Here is a 17,755-nt window from a genome sequence, read left to right on the forward strand (position 1 = left end):
TTTCCGGGCGCCTCCATACGATATTCTGTCATCATGCTATCCCTTGCCGCCGATTCCAGACTGTCCATTCCCGTGCCTGCGCGCGCCAAGGCGCCGCGCACCCTGTCCGTCCGCGCGGTCGATGAAGCTTCGGCAGCGGAAACCGCTTCCGATGAGCGGGATTCGGATCACGGCACCGATGGCGACGACCAACTCGGTGTTGCCACCAAGACCCGCGCCAAGCCGAAGAAGCCGAGCCAGTTCAAGGTCCTGATGCTCAACGACGACTACACGCCGATGGAGTTCGTCGTCATGGTGCTCAAGCGCTTCTTCCATATGGACCTGGAGCAGGCGACGCGCGTGATGCTTCATGTCCACCAGAAGGGCGTGGGCGTCTGCGGGATATTCCCTTACGAGATCGCGGAAACCAAGGTGAACCAGGTGATGGACTTCGCCCGGCAGAACCAGCATCCGCTCCAGTGCACGCTGGAAAAGGCCTGAACCACTCAGGTCTTGACGACCTGTTTCCCGCTAATCGGCAGGAATAGGGACTTCCCATCCCCATTGCTGGCCGCCACCGGAAAGCCTGAGCGACAAGCTTGAACAGGGCCGACAGGAGCGCTGCGGCGACCGAATGGGCCGTTGCTCACGGGTTCGGCCGGTAGCAGCGTCACCACCGCGCGACCGCAGATGCCCCCGCTGATGCCGTTGTCGAGCAGGCGGGTGGCTCGTTCCTCGCGTTGCTGCCAGCAGTCCGCGCCGATCGCGCGTCCCCATTGTCCCAGAACGAGCACCGCCTCCCGGCGCCCGAAAAGCAATCGCCGGAGAGGGCATGTAACTGTGACATGGCGGGAAACAGCGGAAGTCAGCGTTCGCTCCGCCCTATCCGATGGGTTACGTTTCGGCGCTGCCTTGCTCCGGCCTGTCGATTTGCCGGGGACGAGGAGCTGGAAGTCGGAACGCCGCGAGACAATTCGCTTTGCCCCTAGGCGCCAAGCCGTTAAGGGCTTGGGGTGCACGGTTTTATAACGACACCTCCGGTGAAACTTTCAGCGTGAAATTTCTCAGCGCCATCGATCGCTATATCTTTCGCCTCGTGCTGGTGCCGATGCTCGGCATCTTCCTGCTCGCGGCGTCCCTGCTCGTGCTCGACAAGATGCTGCGGCTGTTCGACTTCGTGGCAACCGAGGGCGGGCCGATCGGCGTCGTCTTCAAGATGCTGGCGAATCTCTTGCCGGAATATGCCAGTCTGGCGATTCCGCTGGGCCTGATGCTGGGCATCCTGCTCGCCTTCCGCAAGTTGGCGACCTCCAGCGAACTCGACGTGATGCGCGCGGTGGGGCTGAGCTATACCCGGCTGCTGCGCGTGCCCTATATTCTGGCGCTCCTGCTCGCTGCGCTGAATTTCGCGATCGTCGGTTACCTCCAGCCGCTGTCCCGCTACTACTATGAGGAGCTCAATTACGAGCTCAAGTCGGGTGCGCTCGGCGCTTCGATCAAGGTCGGTGAGTTCAACTCGCTGAAGGACCGGATTGCGCTGCGTGTGGACGAAAGCCGGGACAACGGCCGCCGCCTGATCGGCATCTTCGCCCGCGTCGTCGACAAGAAGGGGCAAGTCCTTGCCATCTCCGCGCGGCAGGGGCAGTTCCTGGCGCTGAAGGGCGCGCCGGACACGATCATCCTGCGTCTCGACCAGGGGCAGATTATCCAGGACATTCCCGGCAAGGAGCCGCGCGTGCTGTCGTTCACGCGGCATGACCTACCGATCGAGCTGCCGCAGATCGAGAAGTTCCGCAAGCGCGGCGGTTCCGACCGCGAATACCTGCTGCCTGAACTCGCTCATCTCGGCTGGGACAAGGATCTTCCCAAGGAAGAGCGGATTTCCAGCCAGGCGAACTTCAATTACCGCATGGTCGAAGTGATCATGATGCTGCTGCTGCCGCTGCTGGCGGTGGCGCTCGCCATTCCCCCCAAGCGCTCGACGTCGGCGCTGGGCCTGTTCGTCTCGATCGTCATGGTCGTCGCCTATCACAAGGTGAACCAGTATGCCGCCGACGTCGCCTCGCTCGGCAAGATGAACCCGATCCTCGGCCTATGGGGGCCGTTCTTCCTCTTCGCCGCGCTGATCCTGTGGATGTACTGGCGCGTTGCCTATGTTCCGGGCGGACAGGCGATCGGCTGGCTCGAAAAGGGTGCCGAGATCGTCGTCAAGCGGTTCAAGTCCTTGCTGAAGCGCTCCAAGCGCGGCCCGATCCTGCCCGAACCTGCGGACGCTTCCTGAGATGCAGATGGAATTCTTCCCTTCGCGCACGCTGACCTGGTATCTGGCGCGCCTCTTCGTGACACGCATCCTGGCGGTGCTGTTCATGCTGGTGCTGGTGCTCCAGATGCTCGACCTGCTGGGCGAGAGCGGCGATATCCTCGCCTATCCCGGCAACGGGCAGGAGCAGCTGCTCTACTACGTGTCGCTGCGCGTTCCGCAGCTGATCGCCCGCTTCCTGCCCTATTCGGTGCTGCTGGCTACGATCATCACGCTCGCCACGCTGAACCAGAACAGCGAGGTCATCTCGATGAAGGCGGCGGGGCTTTCGGCGCATCAGGTGCTGGCGCCGCTGATCCTGACGGCGCTGGTGATCTCGACCGGAAGCCTGGCCTTCAACGAGCGCGTCGTCACCCGTTCCACCGCGACGCTCAATGCCTGGCAGTCGGTGAACTACGGGCCGATTCCCAAGGACCCCGGCGTCAAGGCGAACCTCTATCTGGCCGACGGCCGGGATCTGCTGATGGCATCGAGCCTCGAAGGCCAAGGCACCGGCATGGTCCTGCACGGGGTGACTTTCTATCGCCGCGATGACGCTGGCATCATCGTCGAGCAGTATCGCAGCGACCGTGCGGCTTTCGCCAATCCCGGCTGGCGTTTCGAGAACCCGAACCGTTTCGTGGTGGCGACGACCACCGCGACCAAGCTCGGCCCCACGGTCCTTGCCCCCGGGATCACGCCGGAGAAGATCACGCTCTCCAAGGTCGATGCCGATTCCGAGGACCTGTTCCAGCTTTCCTCCTCGATCGAGGCGATGAAAGTGGCCGGGCGCCGTACCAGCGAACTGGAAGCGGCCTGGTGGCACAAGCTCTCCGGTCCGTTCTCTTCGGTGCTGATGCCGCTGCTGGGCGCCGTCGCGGCATTCGGTCTGGCGCGCTCGGGCCAGCTGCTGATCCGCGCGGTGATCGGCATGGCACTGGGTTTCGCCTATTTCGTGCTCGACAATGCGGCTCTGGCGATGGGCAATTTCGGCGGTTATCCGCCGCTGATCGCGGCCTGGGCGCCTTTCGTGCTCTTCGCGCTGATCGGCGAGACGGTGCTGATAAGAACCGAGGAATAAGACCCCATAGAAAAAGCCCCGCGTTTCGGCGGGGCTTTTTCGTTTCGGGCTGTTTGGTTCTTCAGCGGGCGCCCATCGTGCTCTTCGCGAGGCGGGAGAGCAGCGGCATCAGCCCCGGATAGTTTGCCTTCGAATAGGTCGATCCCGAGCCGAACTGCGCGGCGAGGCGGCGGTGGGCCTCGGCCAGCGAGTGGTACGGCATCGAGGGCAGCAGGTGGTGCAGCGCGTGATAGCGCAGGCCGACCGGCGCCCAGAGTTCCGAGAACTTCGCCGGCGGCGGCACGTTGACCGAATCGAGGTACTGCGCGGTCACCGTCATGGCGTCGCCGTCGTTCTCCCAGAGGTGGGCGACCAGGGTGCGGACCTGGTTGAGGAACGCCGTCAGCGAGACCACGCAGAGCGCGATCAGCAGCGAGCGCCAGCCATAGGCATAGCTGGCGGCGAGCACGGCGATCGCCCAGACCGAGCAGCCCAGCTCCTGCCAGAACACCATGCGCGCGAACTTGCCTTCGGGCGGGCGGCGGGCGAACTGCGGGTTGATGGCGAGGGCCGAGGCGCGTTCCCACACGAGCTTGCGCAGCGGCGGGATTACTGCGCCCAGCGGCACCAGCACGGCCGAGCGGATCAGCAGGGCCACCGGCAGCAGGATCGCGGTGAGCGCGAAGACCGGCAGGCTCCACGGCTTCATCAGCGCCAGCGGCAGGTATTCCGGGTCCTCCACGGTGCCGTAGCGGGTGCGGGTGTGGTGGATCGTGTGGACGCCCTCATACATCAGCGAGGGGATCAGCATCGGAATGCCGACCAGCAGGTTCCATGCGAAGCGGAAGCCGGGCAGGGCGTCGCGGTGGATGTGGGTCAGCTCGTGGATGAACAGCAGCGCGCGGTAGAGCGCCAGGGCCGAGACGAGGCCGAGAGCCACCGCCGCCCAGGTGTTGTCGACCAGGATCGCCCCTGCCAGCGCGGCATAGCCGACCGCGGCCGAGCCGAGCATGTCGGGCCAGTAGATTCCTGGGCGCGCGGTCGCGATGTCGCGGGTCAGTTCGACGGCGGCGCGCAGCATCGCCTTGTCGTCGGGAATCTCCGACGAGCGCGGGCGCGCGCTCTCGCGTGAAAGGGGCGCTTCACGCGGCGCCGATGGCGACAGATCGATGGCTTCCTGGGCAATCATACAATTCTAGTCCAAAGTCTCCGGGCATAAACGGCCCGGTGCGTGTTTTGCGGGCGGTCCTGCCTGCGGTCCCGCTTGACAACATGCCGGGACCGACCGCAGGTCGCGATCCAAGCAAGTCCCATAAGGCGGAACAAAGGCAGGATCGTGGCCAAAGCCGAACTAGTCATCACACCCGTTTCCAGCAAGGCCGACAGGATCGCCTTTGTCGATTACGCTTATCGGCACAATGCTACAGATCAAAACTGGGTGCCGAATTTGCGCTCGGAGGAGATATCCAAGTTCACGCCGGGCAAGAATCCGTTCTGGGACCATGCGCACGGCCAGCTTTTCCTGGCCAAGCGCGGCGGCGAGGTCGTCGGGCGCATATCGGCGCATATCGATGAACTGGCGCTGAAACAGCCGCCGGAGCAGGGCATGGGGCCCGGCACCGGCAACTGGGGCGCGATCGAGGCCGAGGACGAGGAAACCGCCTGCGCGCTGATCGCTGCCGCCGAACAGTGGCTGCGCGAGGAAGGCATGACCCGCGTTCTCGCGCCGATGAACCTTTCGGTTTGGGAAGAGCCGGGCCTGCAGGTCCTTGGGCACGATCACGCGCCCATGGTGATGATGGCGCACCACGATTCGGCCTACCAGCCCTGGATCGAGGGCGCGGGCTACGAGCGGGTGAAGACGCTCTATACGTACGATCTCGACGTCTCGAAGAACTTCCCGCCGCTGGTCCAGCGCATCGTCGCGTCGGGCGAGAAGAACGCCAAGATCCGCATTCGCGAAGTCGATCCCAAGCGTTTCGACGAGGAAGCGGCGCTGATCTGCGAAATCCTCAACGATGCCTGGTCGGACAACTGGGGCTTCGTGCCCTTCACCGAAAAGGAAATCGAATATACCGGCAAGGCGCTGAAGCCGCTGGTCCATCCCGAACTCATCCGCATCGCCGAGTACGAGGGCGAGGCCGTGGCCTTCATGATGACCTGGCCGGATCTCAACCAGGCGCAGAAGCGCTTTAACGGACCCAAGGGCAAGCCGGGCATCTTCGGCCTCATCAGGCTGCTGCTCTGGCTGCGAAAGCCGAATCCGGCGGATATGCGGGTGCCGCTGATGGGCGTGCGCAAGAAGCTTCAGTCCTCGCGACTCGCCAGCCAGCTTGCCTTCATGATGATCGAGTACATTCGCCGTGCCGCCACGGCCAAGTTCGGCGCCAAGCGTGCCGAGATCGGCTGGGTGCTCGATGACAACCAGGGCATGGTCGCCATCGCGGGCGCCATCGACAGCAAGGTGAACCGCGAATACGCGATCTACGAAAAGGCGCTCTGAGGTTGAGCGCCTGATCGTCTCCGCTTCTTACTGATCGGGCCCTGCGGCCGCGGCTTCCACATCGGCGGCTGCGGCCGCAGCCGCATTGGCGGCACTGTCTTCCGGCGCGGCGGCTTCACTGGCGGAAGCGCGCGGTGAAGTGCCCGAACCGTGCGGACCCGACTCGGGAGCGGCGGGCGCGGACTGCGAGCGGACCGTGTCGTAGGGCAGCATGTCGTCGCCCACCGACCGGGGCAGGATCTTCGCCCCGGCGGCGGCATTCTGTGCCGGGCTTTCTTCCTTCTTGCAGGCGCCGAGCGCGAGGCAGGTGGAGGCCGCCAGCAGGAGGGCCAGCGTCTTGGCGTTCCGGGGATAGGTCATGCGGGCGTCTCCGGAGGGCAGGGGCGGTCGAGAGCGGCGAGGAAAGCGGGCGCGCGGGCGATCAGCGCCTCGTCCCAGGTGGCGAACTCCACTTCCTTCCCGAGTCGCGAGAGGCTGGTGACGCCGAATTCCTCGATTCCGCAGGGCACGATGCCGGTGAAATGCGCAAGGTCCGGGCGGATGTTCACCGCGAAACCGTGCATCGTCACCCACTTGCGGATGCGCACGCCGATCGCGCCGATCTTGGCCTCGCGCCCGTCCACGTCCTGGGTCCAGATGCCGATACGGCCTTCGCTGCGGAAGCTCTCCACGCCGAAATCCTTCAGCGTCTCGATCACCCAGCCTTCGAGACCATGGACGAAGCCGCGCGCGTCGCGGGCGCGCTTCCTGAGGTCGAGCAGGACATAGGCGACTCGCTGGCCCGGGCCATGATAGGTATAGCGCCCGCCGCGCCCGGCCTCGACGACTTCGAAGCGCGGGTCGAGCAGTTCGGTGAGGTCGGCGCTGGTGCCGGCGGTGTAGACGGGCGGGTGTTCGAGCAGCCAGATCAGTTCGCGCGCCTCTCCGGCGGCGATCTGCGCGTTGCGCTCGGTCATTTCCTCAAGCGCGGCGCGATAGGGCACAGGCTGGGCGCTCACGCGCAGTTCGATATCGCCCGGAAGCGTGGCCGGAAGCGTGGACGGAAAAGTCATGCCGCGTTGCGTGGCGTCATTCCCTGCGGTTATCAAGTCACTTTGAAAGGCCGGCTCTCATCTGGCGGCATCAGGAGCAGTTATGAAGTTCGACAGCAACAGGGCCTGGACCCAGGCATCCCAAGCGGTTTCCGCCAACCGGGAGGTTGTCCTGGCGCTGGCGGGCGTGTTCTTCCTGCTGCCGCAACTCGCTTTCGCGATCTTCTTCCCGCAGCCGGAGATGGGCAGCGGAATGAACGAGCAGCAGGTCATGGCGGCGGTGAAGGCCTATTACGGCTCGATCCTGCCGGTGATGATTCCGCTCGCGCTGCTTCAGGCGCTGGGCACGCTTTCGCTGCTCTGCCTGCTCGATAGCGACCGCCGACCGACCGTGGGCGAGGCGATTCGCGCGGGTGTGAAGGGGCTGGTGCCCTATCTGGTGGCGCAGATCCTGCTAGGCATGGGGCTGGGGGCGGTGGTCCTCGTCATCGCCGGAGTGCTCGGCGCCGTCGGCGGGAGCGTGGGCGCGGTGATCGGGTTCGCGATTGCGCTGGCCTTTGCGATTGCGGTGTTCGTGCGGTTCTCTGTGACGGCGCCGGTCGTCGCTGTGGAGAAGACGCTCAATCCGATACTGGCGCTCGGCCGATCGTGGACGCTCACCAAGGGCAATACCGCGCGCCTGCTCGGGTTCTATGCCCTGCTGGGTCTGGCCATGGTGGTGCTGATGATCTTCGGCAATATCCTGACGCTGCCGGTCACGCTGCTGGCGCCGGGCGAAGCGGTCCGGATCACGGCGGCGGTGGTCGAATCGATCATGGCGACGATCATGGCGCTCTACTTCGTCGCGGTGATCGCGCAAGTGCACCGCCAGCTCGCCGGGCCGAGTGAGGAGCGGGTGACGCAGACCTTCGAGTAAAACGAAAAAGGCCGGTGCGAGGAGCACCGGCCTTTTTCGTATCAAGTGGTTCGAAACCGGGCCGTCAGGCTCAGTCTTCGTCCTTCCAGCCCCAGAACAGGAAGCAGGGCGGGACGTTGATCGGCTCCATGCCGTTGTCGATCCGCTTGAAGTGGCGCGCCATGAATTCGCGCGCCTTGGGCGTGAACTGATAGACCAGGAAGGCGCCGCCCTTGCGGATGACGCGGTAGGTGGCAGACGCGATGGCCGGGCCGACGCCGTCGGGCAGGGTCGAGAACGGCAGGCCGGACAGCACGTAGTCGGCCTTTTCATGGCCGTGTGCGCGCACGATGTCCTCGACGTCGGCCGCCGAGCCGAGCACCGCGATGAAGCGGCTGTCGGTGATGGTGCGGCGCAGATAGTCGATGAACAGCGGGTTCGTGTCGATCACGATCAGCTGGCCGTCGCGACCGAGACGGTCGAGCACCGGGCGGCAGAACGTGCCGACGCCGGGGCCGTACTCGACGAAGAGCTTGCAATTGGCCCAATCGACGGGGCCAAGCATGCGATTGATCGTGAAGCGCGAGGATGGAACGATCGAACCGACCATCACGGGATTGCGCAGGAAGCCTTCGATGAACACGCCCCAAGGTCCAAGGCTGTGTTTGATCTTCCGCTTGAGCCGCTGGGGCAGCGCCTCTCGGGCAAGCTCGGTACTGGTCATGCTGGAGGAAGCTCTCGCTTTTGTTGTCGTCCGGCGAAGGGCGATTCGGTGACAGATCGGGGCCGACAATGCAAGCGAGCGTCGGCCAATGTTACGCGGGGATTACAGAATCTCGTGGACCTTTTCCTGCGGACGACAAAGCCTGGCGCCCTTTTCGGTTTCCACGAGGGGGCGTTCGATCAGCGCCGGTTCGGCCGCCATGGCCGCCAGAACCGTGGCATCGTCGGCTTCAGGCAGGCCGCGCTCGGCTGCATCGGTGCCGCGCAGGCGCAGGCCCTGCCCCGGGGTGATGCCCGCATCGCGGTAGAGTTGGGCCAGCTTTTCGGCCGAAGGCGGGGTCTTGAGATATTCGATCACTTCGACTTCGACGCCGGGCGTTTCTTCCAGGATCGCCAGGGTCTTGCGTGAGGTGCCGCATTTCGGGTTGTGCCAGATGGTCGCCTTCACGGGCGTTTCTCCTGTTGTTCGGGTGATGTGGTTTTCAAAGGCGCCAGGGCGGGCACCTTGCGTGCGGCGTCGCGCGGGGCGATGCCCGGCGCGGGCGCGGCGCTGATGGTTTCCTCGCGCCGCAGGACCCGGCCCGCGCGCTGCACGGCGGCGATCAGGCGCGGGTAGACGCCGCAGCGGCAGAGATTGGGAAGCGCCTCGCGGATTTCCGCTTCGCTGGGATTCGCATTGCGGGCGAGCAGGGCGGCGGCGCCGATGACGATGCCCGGCGTGCAGAAGCCGCACTGGATCGCCTGCTCGGCCACCATCGCCTGCTGCATCGGATGCGAGCGGTCGGCCGAAAGTCCCTCGATAGTGGTGACGAAGCGGCCCTCGCACTCGCCAAGGGTGACGAGGCAGGCGCGTAGGGCGGCGCCGTCGACCAGGACCGTGCAGGCGCCGCAGTCGCCCACGCCGCAACCGTACTTGGTCCCTGTGAGGTTCGCCCCGTCCCGCAGGCCCCAGAGCAGGGGCGTTTGTGGGTCCATGGCGATTTCGACCGGGTGATCGTTGACGGTCAGGCGCGGCATGGCGCTTTCTTATGCGCGTGGCGACCCCTGCGCCAGTGCACGCCCTGCGACGGGGCGGTGCTCCTGCACGGCCTGTCGTTCTTTGAAACGCCGTTCTCTGAAACGCCGTGCATCAGCGAAGCGCCACGCGCAGGCCCGCCCAGAAGGTGCGCGGGGTGCCGAGGTCGATCGAACCGTTCTGGTTGCGGGTGACGATGGTCTCGTCGGTCAGGTTCTCGGCGCGCAGGACGAGCGAGAACGCATCGGTTACCGGAACCTGCACATAACCGTCGAGCGTCGTCGCGGCGGGGAGCACGTAAGTCTGGAGATCGTCCTCGTACTGGGCGCCGACGTGGCGCAGCGTCGCCGCGAAACGCCAGCCGTCCGCCGGAAGCCAGGCGAGCGTGGCGCTGGCGGCGAACTTCGGCGTCTGCGAGGGGCGCATGCCGTCGAGGTCCGGATCGTCCGCGCGGACCTTGGCGTCGGTCCAGGCCAGCGAGCCGTCGAAGCGGACCTGGCCGAGGTCGAGCGCGGCTGCCGTTTCCAGCCCGCGCGAGCGGATGGCCTTCACGTTCTGCCGTTCGCGGGTCGTGCCGTTCAGCGTCACGTTGGCTACGGCATCCTTCACCTTGTTGTCGAAGGCGGTGAGCGAGAGGGTCAGCGCTTCCAGCGGATGCACGTCGATCCCCGCCTCGTAGCCGCGCAGGCGCTCGGGCTTGAGGTTGGGGTTGGCCTCGGTGGTGACCGGGAAGACCACGAAGGGGCGGTAGAGTTCGTTGAGCGTCGGCAGGCGCATGCCGGTATAGGCGGCGGCGCGCAGGCTTACGGCCTTGTTCGCGTGCCAGACCAGACCGGCGCGGCCGTTGCCCATCCAGCCCGAGCGATTCGCATAGGCATCGTCCTGCGTCACCGCACCGGCGGGGCTGACCGAGCGGTAGAAGCCGTTCCGGATCGTCCAGCGGTCCGCGCGGCCACCGGCGGTAAGCACGAGGTCGCCCAAGGTCCAGTCGTCCTCGGCATAGAAACCGAGATCGGACTGGTTGCCGCCCGCGCGGCGCACCGCCGTAAAGGCGCCGCTGGCGTTATAGGGCAGTTCCAGCAGGCGGCCGTCGCTGAGGCGAAGGTCGGTGCCGATTCGCAGGACGTGATTCTCGCCCACCGGCGGGCGCAGTTCGGCCTTGCCGCCAATGGCGGTGGTCGGCGTGCGGTGCTGGTCGAGCGTCTTCCTGTAGGTGCTCGAACTGATCACGATGTTCGAGAAGTCTTGCGCCTGCACATAGCCGAGCACGTCGAACTGCCAATCGCCCCGGCCGACCAGTCGCAGCGAGGCCTGCTGGCCGTCCGAGGTCGAATCGGCGCCCTTGAAGCGCAAGGTGCGCTGGTCGCCATAGGCAAGCGCGGAGGCCTGAAGCTCCACGGTCTCGCTCAAAGGGGCGACGGCGCGGAGCGAGGCCGACCAGCTGTCATAGGCGGCGCGGGCGGAGGCCGGGACGCGCTGGTCTTTCGGCGTGGTCCAGAAGCCTTCGCCCCGGTCCCACTGCACGCTGGCGATGAGAAAGCCCGCGCCCAGTTTCGGCGCGATCGTGGCGGAAGTCTGGGTCTCGCCGCGGTCGTTGACGAGGGCGCTGCCTTGCAGGATGCCGATCTGGTCGGGACCGGCGCTGGTCATCTCGATGGTGCCCGCCACCGCGCCCGAGCCGAAGGCGCCCGAACCGCCGCCGCGCGTCACCCGGATCGACGACAGCCGCTCCGGCGCGATGGCGCTGTAGGGAATATAGCCGAAGAACGGATTGGCCACCGGCACGCCGTCTAGCAGGACCAGCGTGCGGCTCGACGCATTGCCGCCGAGCGCGCGCAAGGTCGCGCCCTGCGAGGACGGATTGGCCGAGCGGCTGTCCGAGCGGCGGAACTGGGAAAAGCCCGCGACAGAGTTCAGCACGTCTTCGATCCGGCCCGAGGCGCTGGCGATTACCGCGTCGCGCTCGATGGTCTGGACGTCGTAGGCCGGGGTCGCCGGGCCGGCTTCCAGGCCGTGGCCGGTGACGATGATCGGCGTGGTCGGCCCAGCGCTCTCGTCGGCGAAGGCGGGTGTCGCGAAAAGGAAGGCGCAGCTTGTGAAGAGGGCGGCGCGGTAGTTCAGGCAAGGCATGTCAGGTCAGGGAGCTTCGATTTCCAGAGTTACGGGTTCAAGCCCTTCGACGCGGCCTTCCAGCCGGTCGCCGGGGGCAACGGGGCCGACGCCCGCGGGGGTGCCGGTATAGATGAGGTCGCCGGGGGCGAGGTGATACATGCGGGAAAGGTCGGCGATCAGTTCGGGGAGGCTCCAGATCATTTCGGAGAGCGGTGCGTCCTGCTTCGTCTCGTCGTTCTTAGCGAGGGTGATGCGCTGCTCACCGGCCAGCCCGCCTCTTTGCCCGAATGCTTCGGCGCGGGTGATCGGGGCGATCACGGCGCCGTTCTCGAAGTCCTTGCCGGTGTCCCAGGGGTAGCCCTTGGCCTTGGCGGCGTTCTGGAGGTCGCGCCGGGTCATGTCGAGACCGCAGGCATAGCCGTAGACGAGGTCCATCGCCTGCTCGGGGGCGATCTCGAAGCCGTGGCCGCCCAGCGCGACGACGAGTTCCATCTCGTAATGGCAGTCCTCAGTGCCCGGCGGATAGGCGATCGCGCTGCCGGAATGACAGAGCGCGGCAGGGGCCTTGGTGAACCAGATCGGGGCTTCGCGGTCCACCGCGTTGCCCAGTTCGCGGGCATGGGCGGCGTAGTTGCGGCCGACGCAGAAGATCCGGCGCACGGGATAGCGCGCTTCCTCGCCCATGACGGGGACGGAGGGGGTTTCCGGCAGTTCGAACAGCAGGCTCACGCGCGATTTCCTTCGTTGCTTGGCCGCAGGCATAGAGCGCGGCGGCGCGTCGGGGAAGCGCAACCGGCTTGCCGTCCCCCGCGAAGGGCTTGGAGTTCGTTTGAAAATCCGCCGCAGGCGGATTTTGGCGGCACCGGCCCCAGTTGGACTCAGGCGCCCCCACCCTACCACCCATCGGTAGTATCCTGCGGGTGGTAGGGTGGGGGCGTGGGCCGGTGCCGCAACGAAAATGCCCTATGGGCATTTTCCCGAGGCACTCTTACATTCGTGATGTGACCGAGAAACAATACTTATCCGGACGGCTCCTGCTGGCGATGCCGGGCATGTTCGATCCCCGCTTCGACCACAGCGTGAGCGTCCTGTGCGTTCATGACGAGAACGGCGCGCTGGGCATCGGCATCGGCCGGTTGCGTGAAGGCGTGCGCTTTCACGAAATCCTGGAGGAGCTGGGCATCGATCCCGGCGTCGCGCCGGACTGCGAGGTCCATGAAGGCGGCCCGGTCGAGCCGGGGCGCGGTTTCGTGCTTCACTCCACCGACTGGGGCGGCAGCGATACGATCGAGGTCCATCCGCTCTGTTCGCTTTCCGCCTCGATGGACGTGCTGCGCGCGATTGCCGAGGGGCGCGGGCCGCAGCGCTGGCTGATGTCGCTGGGTTATGCGGGATGGGCGCCGGGGCAGCTCGAAGGCGAGATGCGGCAGCACGGCTGGTACGCGGCCGACCCGCATCCGGAAATCCTGTTCGATACGGCGGTCGACGATCGCTGGACCGCGACTTGGCGGGCCGAAGGGATCGATCCGGCGCTGCTGTCGAGCCAGACCGGCAGCGCCTGAAGGGGGCAAGGTTCAGGTAGAGGGCGGCGTATCGGCTGCCCGCAGGGTGGCAAGGTCCTGCGGGCGATCGATGTCGAGATGGATCGCCGGATCTTCGGTCTCGACGAAGATCACATCGCTGCGTCCGCGCAGCAGACGTCCTGCGCCCTCGTCGCCGGAGAGCCGGGCGATCTCGGGATAGAGACGCGAGGACAGCAGCACCGGGTGTCCCGGCCTGCCGTCGCGGCGGGGCAGGGCGGCGCTGTTGTCCCCGATCTTGGCGGCGAGGCGTGCGGCCATGTCATGGGGCACGAGGGGCATGTCGCCGAGGAACACGAAGACGCCGTTCGTATAGAGCAGGGCCGCGATTCCGGCTTTGAGCGATTCCGACAGCGCGGGGCTGGTGATGCGCAGTACCTCCACCGGCGGGGTTTCCGGCCATAGTCCGCAGTCGAGCCCTGGTCGCGCCACCACGAGCACGCGCGACACCGGCGCGGCGCGGGCGGCACGGACGGCGTGGAACAGCAGCGGCTCGCCGGCCAGCGGGGCCGAGAGCTTGTCGTCGCCGAACCGCCGCGAAGCTCCCGCCGCGAGCACGAGGGCGGCGAAAGTCACGTCCGTTCGCACGCCGGGTTCAGCGCCTGCATGATCTCGGCGATGATGCCCGTGGCCACTTCCCACGGCGACTTGCCCAGCCCCGCCACGCCCGGCGAGAGATGGAGCCGGCCCAGTTCCTCCGGCGTCGCTCCGGCATTTTCGAGCGCACTGCGCCGCGCTGCCGCGCGCGATTTCGCGCCGATCATGCCGACATAGCCGGCCCCGCCGCGCAGCGCGGCGAGGCAGCCGCCGAGATCGTGGTGATCCTCATGCGTGGCACCGAGATAGGCGGTCCAGCGGTCCACCCCCAGCTCTGCCAGCGCCGTCGCCGGATCGCTGCGCAAGTAGCGGGAGACGGGGAAGGGGGGCGGCTCCGCCGGGCCGCCGGGGCGCAGCAGGATCGTCTCGAACTGCGAGAGGGCGGCAAGCCGGGCTGCCGCCAAGGCCCCCGGATCGCCGCCGGAAACGATCAGGCGGCGGGGCGGGGCGTAGCGGCGGGCGAGCGAGAACGGCGTTTCGGAGAAGTCGAGCAAGGGCCCTTCGTCGGCGGTGACGTGCCGTGCGGCGCCGTCGCTGTGCCAGCGGCAGGCGCGGCGGGCCGCGCCGTGGCGCAGCAGCTCGGCCGCCGCCGCATCGTCCGCAGCGATGCGCTCGACCAGAACATGCAGGGCGCCGCCGCAGCGCAGGCGGATGTCGATCCACGGACTGCCGTTGCCGTAGTGAAGGCGACGCGGGCGACCGTCGGCGAGGACCTGCATCGCATGGCCGGCCACATCGCCTTCGATGCAGTCTCCGGAGAAATAGCCGCTGGCACCGATATCGGCGCTGTCTTCGGGCGCGACGAACAGCATCTGCGCGCCGGGGCCGCGCGGCGCGCTGCCTTCGACCCGGTAGAGCGTCGCCAGCGCGGCGGGACGTCCGGCGTCTCGCGCCCGTGCCAGGGGTTGTCGAATGTCGTCGATCCAGCCGAACAGCGGCCAGTCGGCGTTTTCCAGTCCGCTCATTCCCGATGGCGAGCCGGATCGCGGACTTCCGCGCCGTCGCCCACCAGCGGCGCGATGACCAGGCGATGGAGGATGCGCGCGGTATCCTCGGCGCTCTGGTCATGTCCGTTGGCCAGCCACCAGCCGAGAATGTCGATCGTGGCGCCGGTGCCGTGCACCACGCCGAGATCCCGGGGCAGCCACTCGGCCGGATCGGCAAGGTCCTCGATCAGGCCGCGCGCCTGCCGGATGAACTCTTCCCGCACGATCGCCGTGGCACCGCCTGCCAGCAGGGCCGACCAGAGCGGCCGGTGCTCGCCGACATAAGTGCACAGCGCCAGTGTGGATTCGTAGCTGTCGGCAGCATGGAGGATGGGAATGGTCAGGGCCAGCAACCCGGCAATCTCTTCCGAGGCGACGTCGCCCAGCAGCGCTTCCTTCGTCGAGTAGTGGCGGAAGAAGGTGGCATAGCCGGTGCCCGCCCGCGCCGAGATCTCGCGAATGGTGATCTGGTCGAAGGTCTTTTCCTCAAGCAGGGACAGCATGGCCGCGTTCAGCGCCATGCGGGAACGCACCTGCCGCGCGTCGGTAGGCGCATCCTTCCTGAATCCGGCGAGATTTCCGTGCATGGCCGATCCGTAACACCCCGGCGAAAGGGTGTCTAACGCGGCACTACCACCGATCGTTGCATGTAGTGATGAACGGGATTCAGTATTCCCCGATGCGGTCGGCGAACAGCAGGCGCCCGCCCGAGAGGTGCCAGAGCGCTTCGTTGAAGTCGGTATTGCTCATCGCGAAGCAGCCTTCGCTGCGGCCGAGCTTGCCCCACTTCTGGATCATTGCCGCATCGACGTACCAGGCCGGATGCATCACGATGGCTCGTTCGAGCGCCATCGAATTGTCGTTGTCCAGCCCCTTGAGGCGGATCGAGGTGCCGTATTTGCCCGAGTACCACTCGCAAGTGAGGAAGGCCCCGCGTGAGGTGGCTTCCGATCCCGGCAGGTTGGAAAAGCTCTGCAGCCAGCCGCTGTGCGCCGGGTCCGAGCCGCGCCCGTGGGCGAGCAGGAACGAGCGCACCGTGCCCGCCTCGATATTGGCGAAGTGCAGGCGCGGTTTCCACGAAGGCTGCGCGAAATCGGCGATCCCGACGAGGTCGGTGCGCCAGATCTGCGTGCCAACACGGTGTACCTGCTTCGCGGCAACGTCGAGGATGCGGCGTTGATAAGGGGTGAGGGCGCTTGGCACGGCATCGAGCGTGCCCATGTTTGCACCGAGAGAGGGCAGCCCGGCAGGACCGATCTGTCCCGTCGTTGTTCCTGCCATGTTTTCTGCTGCCAGCACACGCGACGGCAATGCCAGGCTTGCGCCTGCCGCCAGTCCGCCCATGAGGACAGCACGTCGACCCAACGTCTGTTCCATACCGGTAAGTTAACCTAAACGCGGAAGACTTTCCAGTCTCATCGACGTCCGGTTCCCGTTCGGAAGGCAGGCTGCCGCAAGGGTTAACCGGTTTGCCGATCCGTGCGGCGCGGCGCCGATTCGCGGGTTTGGCCCGGCGGAGGCAAAGCGCTTCCGCCGGGGAAGTGAAATCGTCAGGCCGCGACTTCCTGCGGCTTGCGGGCATGCTGGCGGATCCAGTCCTCCAGCACCGGAGCGATGCGGGTGCGCCACTTGCTGCCGTTGAAGATGCCGTAATGGCCGACGTTTTCGGCGAGCAGGTACTTCTTGCTGCTGTCCGGCAGATGGGTCGCCAGCTTGAGCGCGGCCTTGGTCTGGCCGATGCCGGAAATGTCGTCGCGCTCCCCTTCGACGGCGAGCAGTGCGGTGTCGAGGATCGCGGACGGATCGATGCGCTCGCCCCGGTGGACGAATTCGCCCTTCGGCAGCGAGTGCTTCTGGAAGACGTGCTCGATGGTCTGGAGGTAGTAGTCGGCGGTCATGTCGCAGACCGCGCGGTACTCGTCATAGAAGGCCTTGGTGGCCGCCGCGCCTTCGCCGTCGCCGGTGACGAGGTGCTTGAACATGCCGTAATGGCTCATCATGTGGTTGCCGAGGTTCATCGCCATGAAGCCCGCAAGCTGGAGGAAGCCCGGATAGACCTCGCGTCCGGCGCCCGGATAGGTGAGCGGAACGGTGGCGATGACGTTGTTCTCGAACCACGAGAGCGGCTGCTGCATGGCGACGTCGTTGACGCTGGTGGGGGCCTCGCGGGTGTCGACCGGGCCGCCCATCATGGTCAGCGTTGCCGGGCGGCAGGGATGCTGCTTCTTGCCCATGATCGCCGCGGCGGCGAAGGCCGGGACCGAGGGCTGGCAGACGGCGAGCATGTGCGCGCCGGGACCGATGTGTTCGAGGAAGCTGATCAGGTAGTCGATATAGTCGTCGAGATCGAAGCGACCGGCGTCCAGCGGCACCAACTTCGCGTCCGCCCAGTCGGTGATGTAGACTTCGCAGCTTTCCAGCATGCGGGCGACGGTGCCGCGCAGCAGGGTGGCGAAGTGGCCGCTCATCGGAGCCACGACCAGCAGTTTCGGCGCGTCCTTGGCAAGGCCCGGATGGCTGAAGCGGATCAGGTCGCCGAAGGGGCGGCGCAGCACGATCGACTCGGTGATGTCGTAGGTCTTGCCGCCGGTGGTGACGGTTTCGATGTCGAAGGCGGGCTTGCCGCGCGGCGCGGCGGCATGGGCGAAGACGTCGAGCGCCGAGGCCATGACCGGGCCGAAGCCGAAATAGCCCATGGGAAGGGCGGGATTGCTGAGAAGTTCGGAACTCACCGAGGCCCAGGCGGCGGCGCCGCTCAGCATGGTGCGCTGCAATTCATAGGCGTTGTAAAGCAAGATGCGTCTCCCGAACGGCAATGCGACCGCGCCGTCCTGCAAGGTATAAAGGCCATTTGGGACCGAATCGTTGCCGGCGCAATGCGGTAAACCCGATTGCATCAATCGGTCAGCACGGTCTTTTGCCGAAGACCTTGATCGTAAAGGGGCTTTTCATATGTCTTTTCCTTGGAGCAGGGA

The 17,755-nt window shown here is 66.3% G+C and carries 19 protein-coding genes; 6 read left to right on the forward strand and 13 right to left on the reverse strand.

The window, feature by feature from the left end; genetic code table 11:
* The first annotated feature begins 33 nt into the window (after positions 1-33).
* From clpS to lptG, 3 genes are all read left to right on the forward strand, one after another.
* Positions 34-480: an ATP-dependent Clp protease adapter ClpS gene (clpS, locus tag V7066_RS03845; protein ID WP_442947300.1), complete on the forward strand. Its 447-nt coding sequence runs from the start codon at positions 34-36 to the stop codon at positions 478-480.
* Between the two features lie 553 nt (positions 481-1,033).
* Entirely contained in the window at positions 1,034-2,260 is a 1,227-nt protein-coding gene (lptF, locus tag V7066_RS03850; RefSeq protein WP_334181914.1) for an LPS export ABC transporter permease LptF, read from the forward strand.
* A gap of 1 nt (position 2,261) precedes the next feature.
* On the forward strand, positions 2,262-3,359 hold the full coding sequence (gene lptG, locus V7066_RS03855) for an LPS export ABC transporter permease LptG (RefSeq protein WP_334181915.1): 1,098 nt from the start codon (positions 2,262-2,264) through the stop codon (positions 3,357-3,359).
* A gap of 61 nt (positions 3,360-3,420) precedes the next feature.
* Here lptG and V7066_RS03860 read toward each other — a convergent pair whose 3' ends face one another.
* A complete protein-coding gene (locus V7066_RS03860) occupies positions 3,421-4,527 on the reverse strand; it encodes a fatty acid desaturase family protein (protein ID WP_334181916.1) in 1,107 nt (368 codons plus the stop codon).
* A 147-nt stretch (positions 4,528-4,674) separates the two neighbouring features.
* On the opposite strand from V7066_RS03860, the gene V7066_RS03865 reads away from it, so the two are divergent.
* Positions 4,675-5,841 (forward strand): N-acetyltransferase, encoded by a 1,167-nt coding sequence (locus tag V7066_RS03865; RefSeq protein ID WP_334181917.1) that lies wholly within the window; start codon positions 4,675-4,677, stop codon positions 5,839-5,841.
* A gap of 27 nt (positions 5,842-5,868) precedes the next feature.
* Here the strand turns inward: V7066_RS03865 and V7066_RS03870 are convergent, their stop codons facing one another.
* Together V7066_RS03870 and lipB are read right to left on the reverse strand one after the other, a co-directional pair.
* The gene (locus tag V7066_RS03870; protein WP_334181918.1) at positions 5,869-6,201 is read right to left on the reverse strand and encodes a hypothetical protein; all 333 of its coding nucleotides are present in this window, start codon (positions 6,199-6,201) and stop codon (positions 5,869-5,871) included.
* Entirely contained in the window at positions 6,198-6,893 is a 696-nt protein-coding gene (gene lipB, locus V7066_RS03875) for a lipoyl(octanoyl) transferase LipB (protein ID WP_334181919.1), read from the reverse strand. The genes V7066_RS03870 and lipB overlap by 4 nt, the downstream gene beginning before the upstream one ends.
* 82 nt (positions 6,894-6,975) lie before the next feature.
* Between lipB and V7066_RS03880 the strand changes: the two genes are divergently transcribed.
* Complete coding sequence (locus tag V7066_RS03880) at positions 6,976-7,788, forward strand: hypothetical protein (protein WP_334181920.1); 813 nt, start codon at positions 6,976-6,978, stop codon at positions 7,786-7,788.
* A 70-nt stretch (positions 7,789-7,858) separates the two neighbouring features.
* Here V7066_RS03880 and V7066_RS03885 read toward each other — a convergent pair whose 3' ends face one another.
* From V7066_RS03885 to V7066_RS03905, 5 genes are all read right to left on the reverse strand, one after another.
* Positions 7,859-8,491 carry a class I SAM-dependent methyltransferase gene (locus V7066_RS03885; RefSeq protein ID WP_334181921.1) on the reverse strand — a complete coding sequence of 211 codons (633 nt, stop codon included), beginning with the start codon at positions 8,489-8,491 and terminating at the stop codon, positions 7,859-7,861.
* A 102-nt stretch (positions 8,492-8,593) separates the two neighbouring features.
* Positions 8,594-8,938 carry an arsenate reductase (glutaredoxin) gene (arsC, locus tag V7066_RS03890; protein ID WP_334181922.1) on the reverse strand — a complete coding sequence of 115 codons (345 nt, stop codon included), beginning with the start codon at positions 8,936-8,938 and terminating at the stop codon, positions 8,594-8,596.
* Positions 8,935-9,507, reverse strand: a complete 573-nt coding sequence (locus V7066_RS03895) for a (2Fe-2S)-binding protein (protein ID WP_334181923.1) — start codon at positions 9,505-9,507, stop codon at positions 8,935-8,937. Before V7066_RS03895 ends, arsC begins: the two co-directional genes overlap by 4 nt.
* A gap of 112 nt (positions 9,508-9,619) precedes the next feature.
* Positions 9,620-11,635, reverse strand: a complete 2,016-nt coding sequence (locus V7066_RS03900; protein WP_334181924.1) for a TonB-dependent receptor — start codon at positions 11,633-11,635, stop codon at positions 9,620-9,622.
* Between the two features lie 6 nt (positions 11,636-11,641).
* Positions 11,642-12,346 (reverse strand): fumarylacetoacetate hydrolase family protein, encoded by a 705-nt coding sequence (locus tag V7066_RS03905; RefSeq protein WP_334181925.1) that lies wholly within the window; start codon positions 12,344-12,346, stop codon positions 11,642-11,644.
* A 323-nt stretch (positions 12,347-12,669) separates the two neighbouring features.
* Here V7066_RS03905 and V7066_RS03910 point away from each other — a divergent pair, with 323 nt between their 5' ends.
* Entirely contained in the window at positions 12,670-13,179 is a 510-nt protein-coding gene (locus V7066_RS03910) for a YqgE/AlgH family protein (RefSeq protein WP_334181926.1), read from the forward strand.
* Positions 13,180-13,191: 12 nt separating this feature from the next.
* Here the strand turns inward: V7066_RS03910 and V7066_RS03915 are convergent, their stop codons facing one another.
* The 5 genes from V7066_RS03915 to V7066_RS03935 all read right to left on the reverse strand — a co-directional run bounded on the left by V7066_RS03915 (position 13,192) and on the right by V7066_RS03935 (position 17,575).
* Positions 13,192-13,773 (reverse strand): nucleotidyltransferase family protein, encoded by a 582-nt coding sequence (locus tag V7066_RS03915; protein WP_334181927.1) that lies wholly within the window; start codon positions 13,771-13,773, stop codon positions 13,192-13,194.
* Positions 13,770-14,759 carry an XdhC family protein gene (locus V7066_RS03920; protein WP_334181928.1) on the reverse strand — a complete coding sequence of 330 codons (990 nt, stop codon included), beginning with the start codon at positions 14,757-14,759 and terminating at the stop codon, positions 13,770-13,772. Before V7066_RS03920 ends, V7066_RS03915 begins: the two co-directional genes overlap by 4 nt.
* Complete coding sequence (locus V7066_RS03925) at positions 14,756-15,367, reverse strand: TetR/AcrR family transcriptional regulator (protein WP_334181929.1); 612 nt, start codon at positions 15,365-15,367, stop codon at positions 14,756-14,758. Before V7066_RS03925 ends, V7066_RS03920 begins: the two co-directional genes overlap by 4 nt.
* 79 nt (positions 15,368-15,446) lie before the next feature.
* A complete protein-coding gene (locus tag V7066_RS03930; protein WP_334181930.1) occupies positions 15,447-16,061 on the reverse strand; it encodes a murein L,D-transpeptidase catalytic domain-containing protein in 615 nt (204 codons plus the stop codon).
* 269 nt (positions 16,062-16,330) lie between these two features.
* Positions 16,331-17,575: a polyhydroxyalkanoate depolymerase gene (locus tag V7066_RS03935; RefSeq protein ID WP_334181931.1), complete on the reverse strand. Its 1,245-nt coding sequence runs from the start codon at positions 17,573-17,575 to the stop codon at positions 16,331-16,333.
* Positions 17,576-17,755 lie beyond the last annotated feature (180 nt).

Source organism: Novosphingobium sp. (genome assembly GCF_036820275.1).
Classification (GTDB): Bacteria; Pseudomonadota; Alphaproteobacteria; order Sphingomonadales; family Sphingomonadaceae; genus Novosphingobium.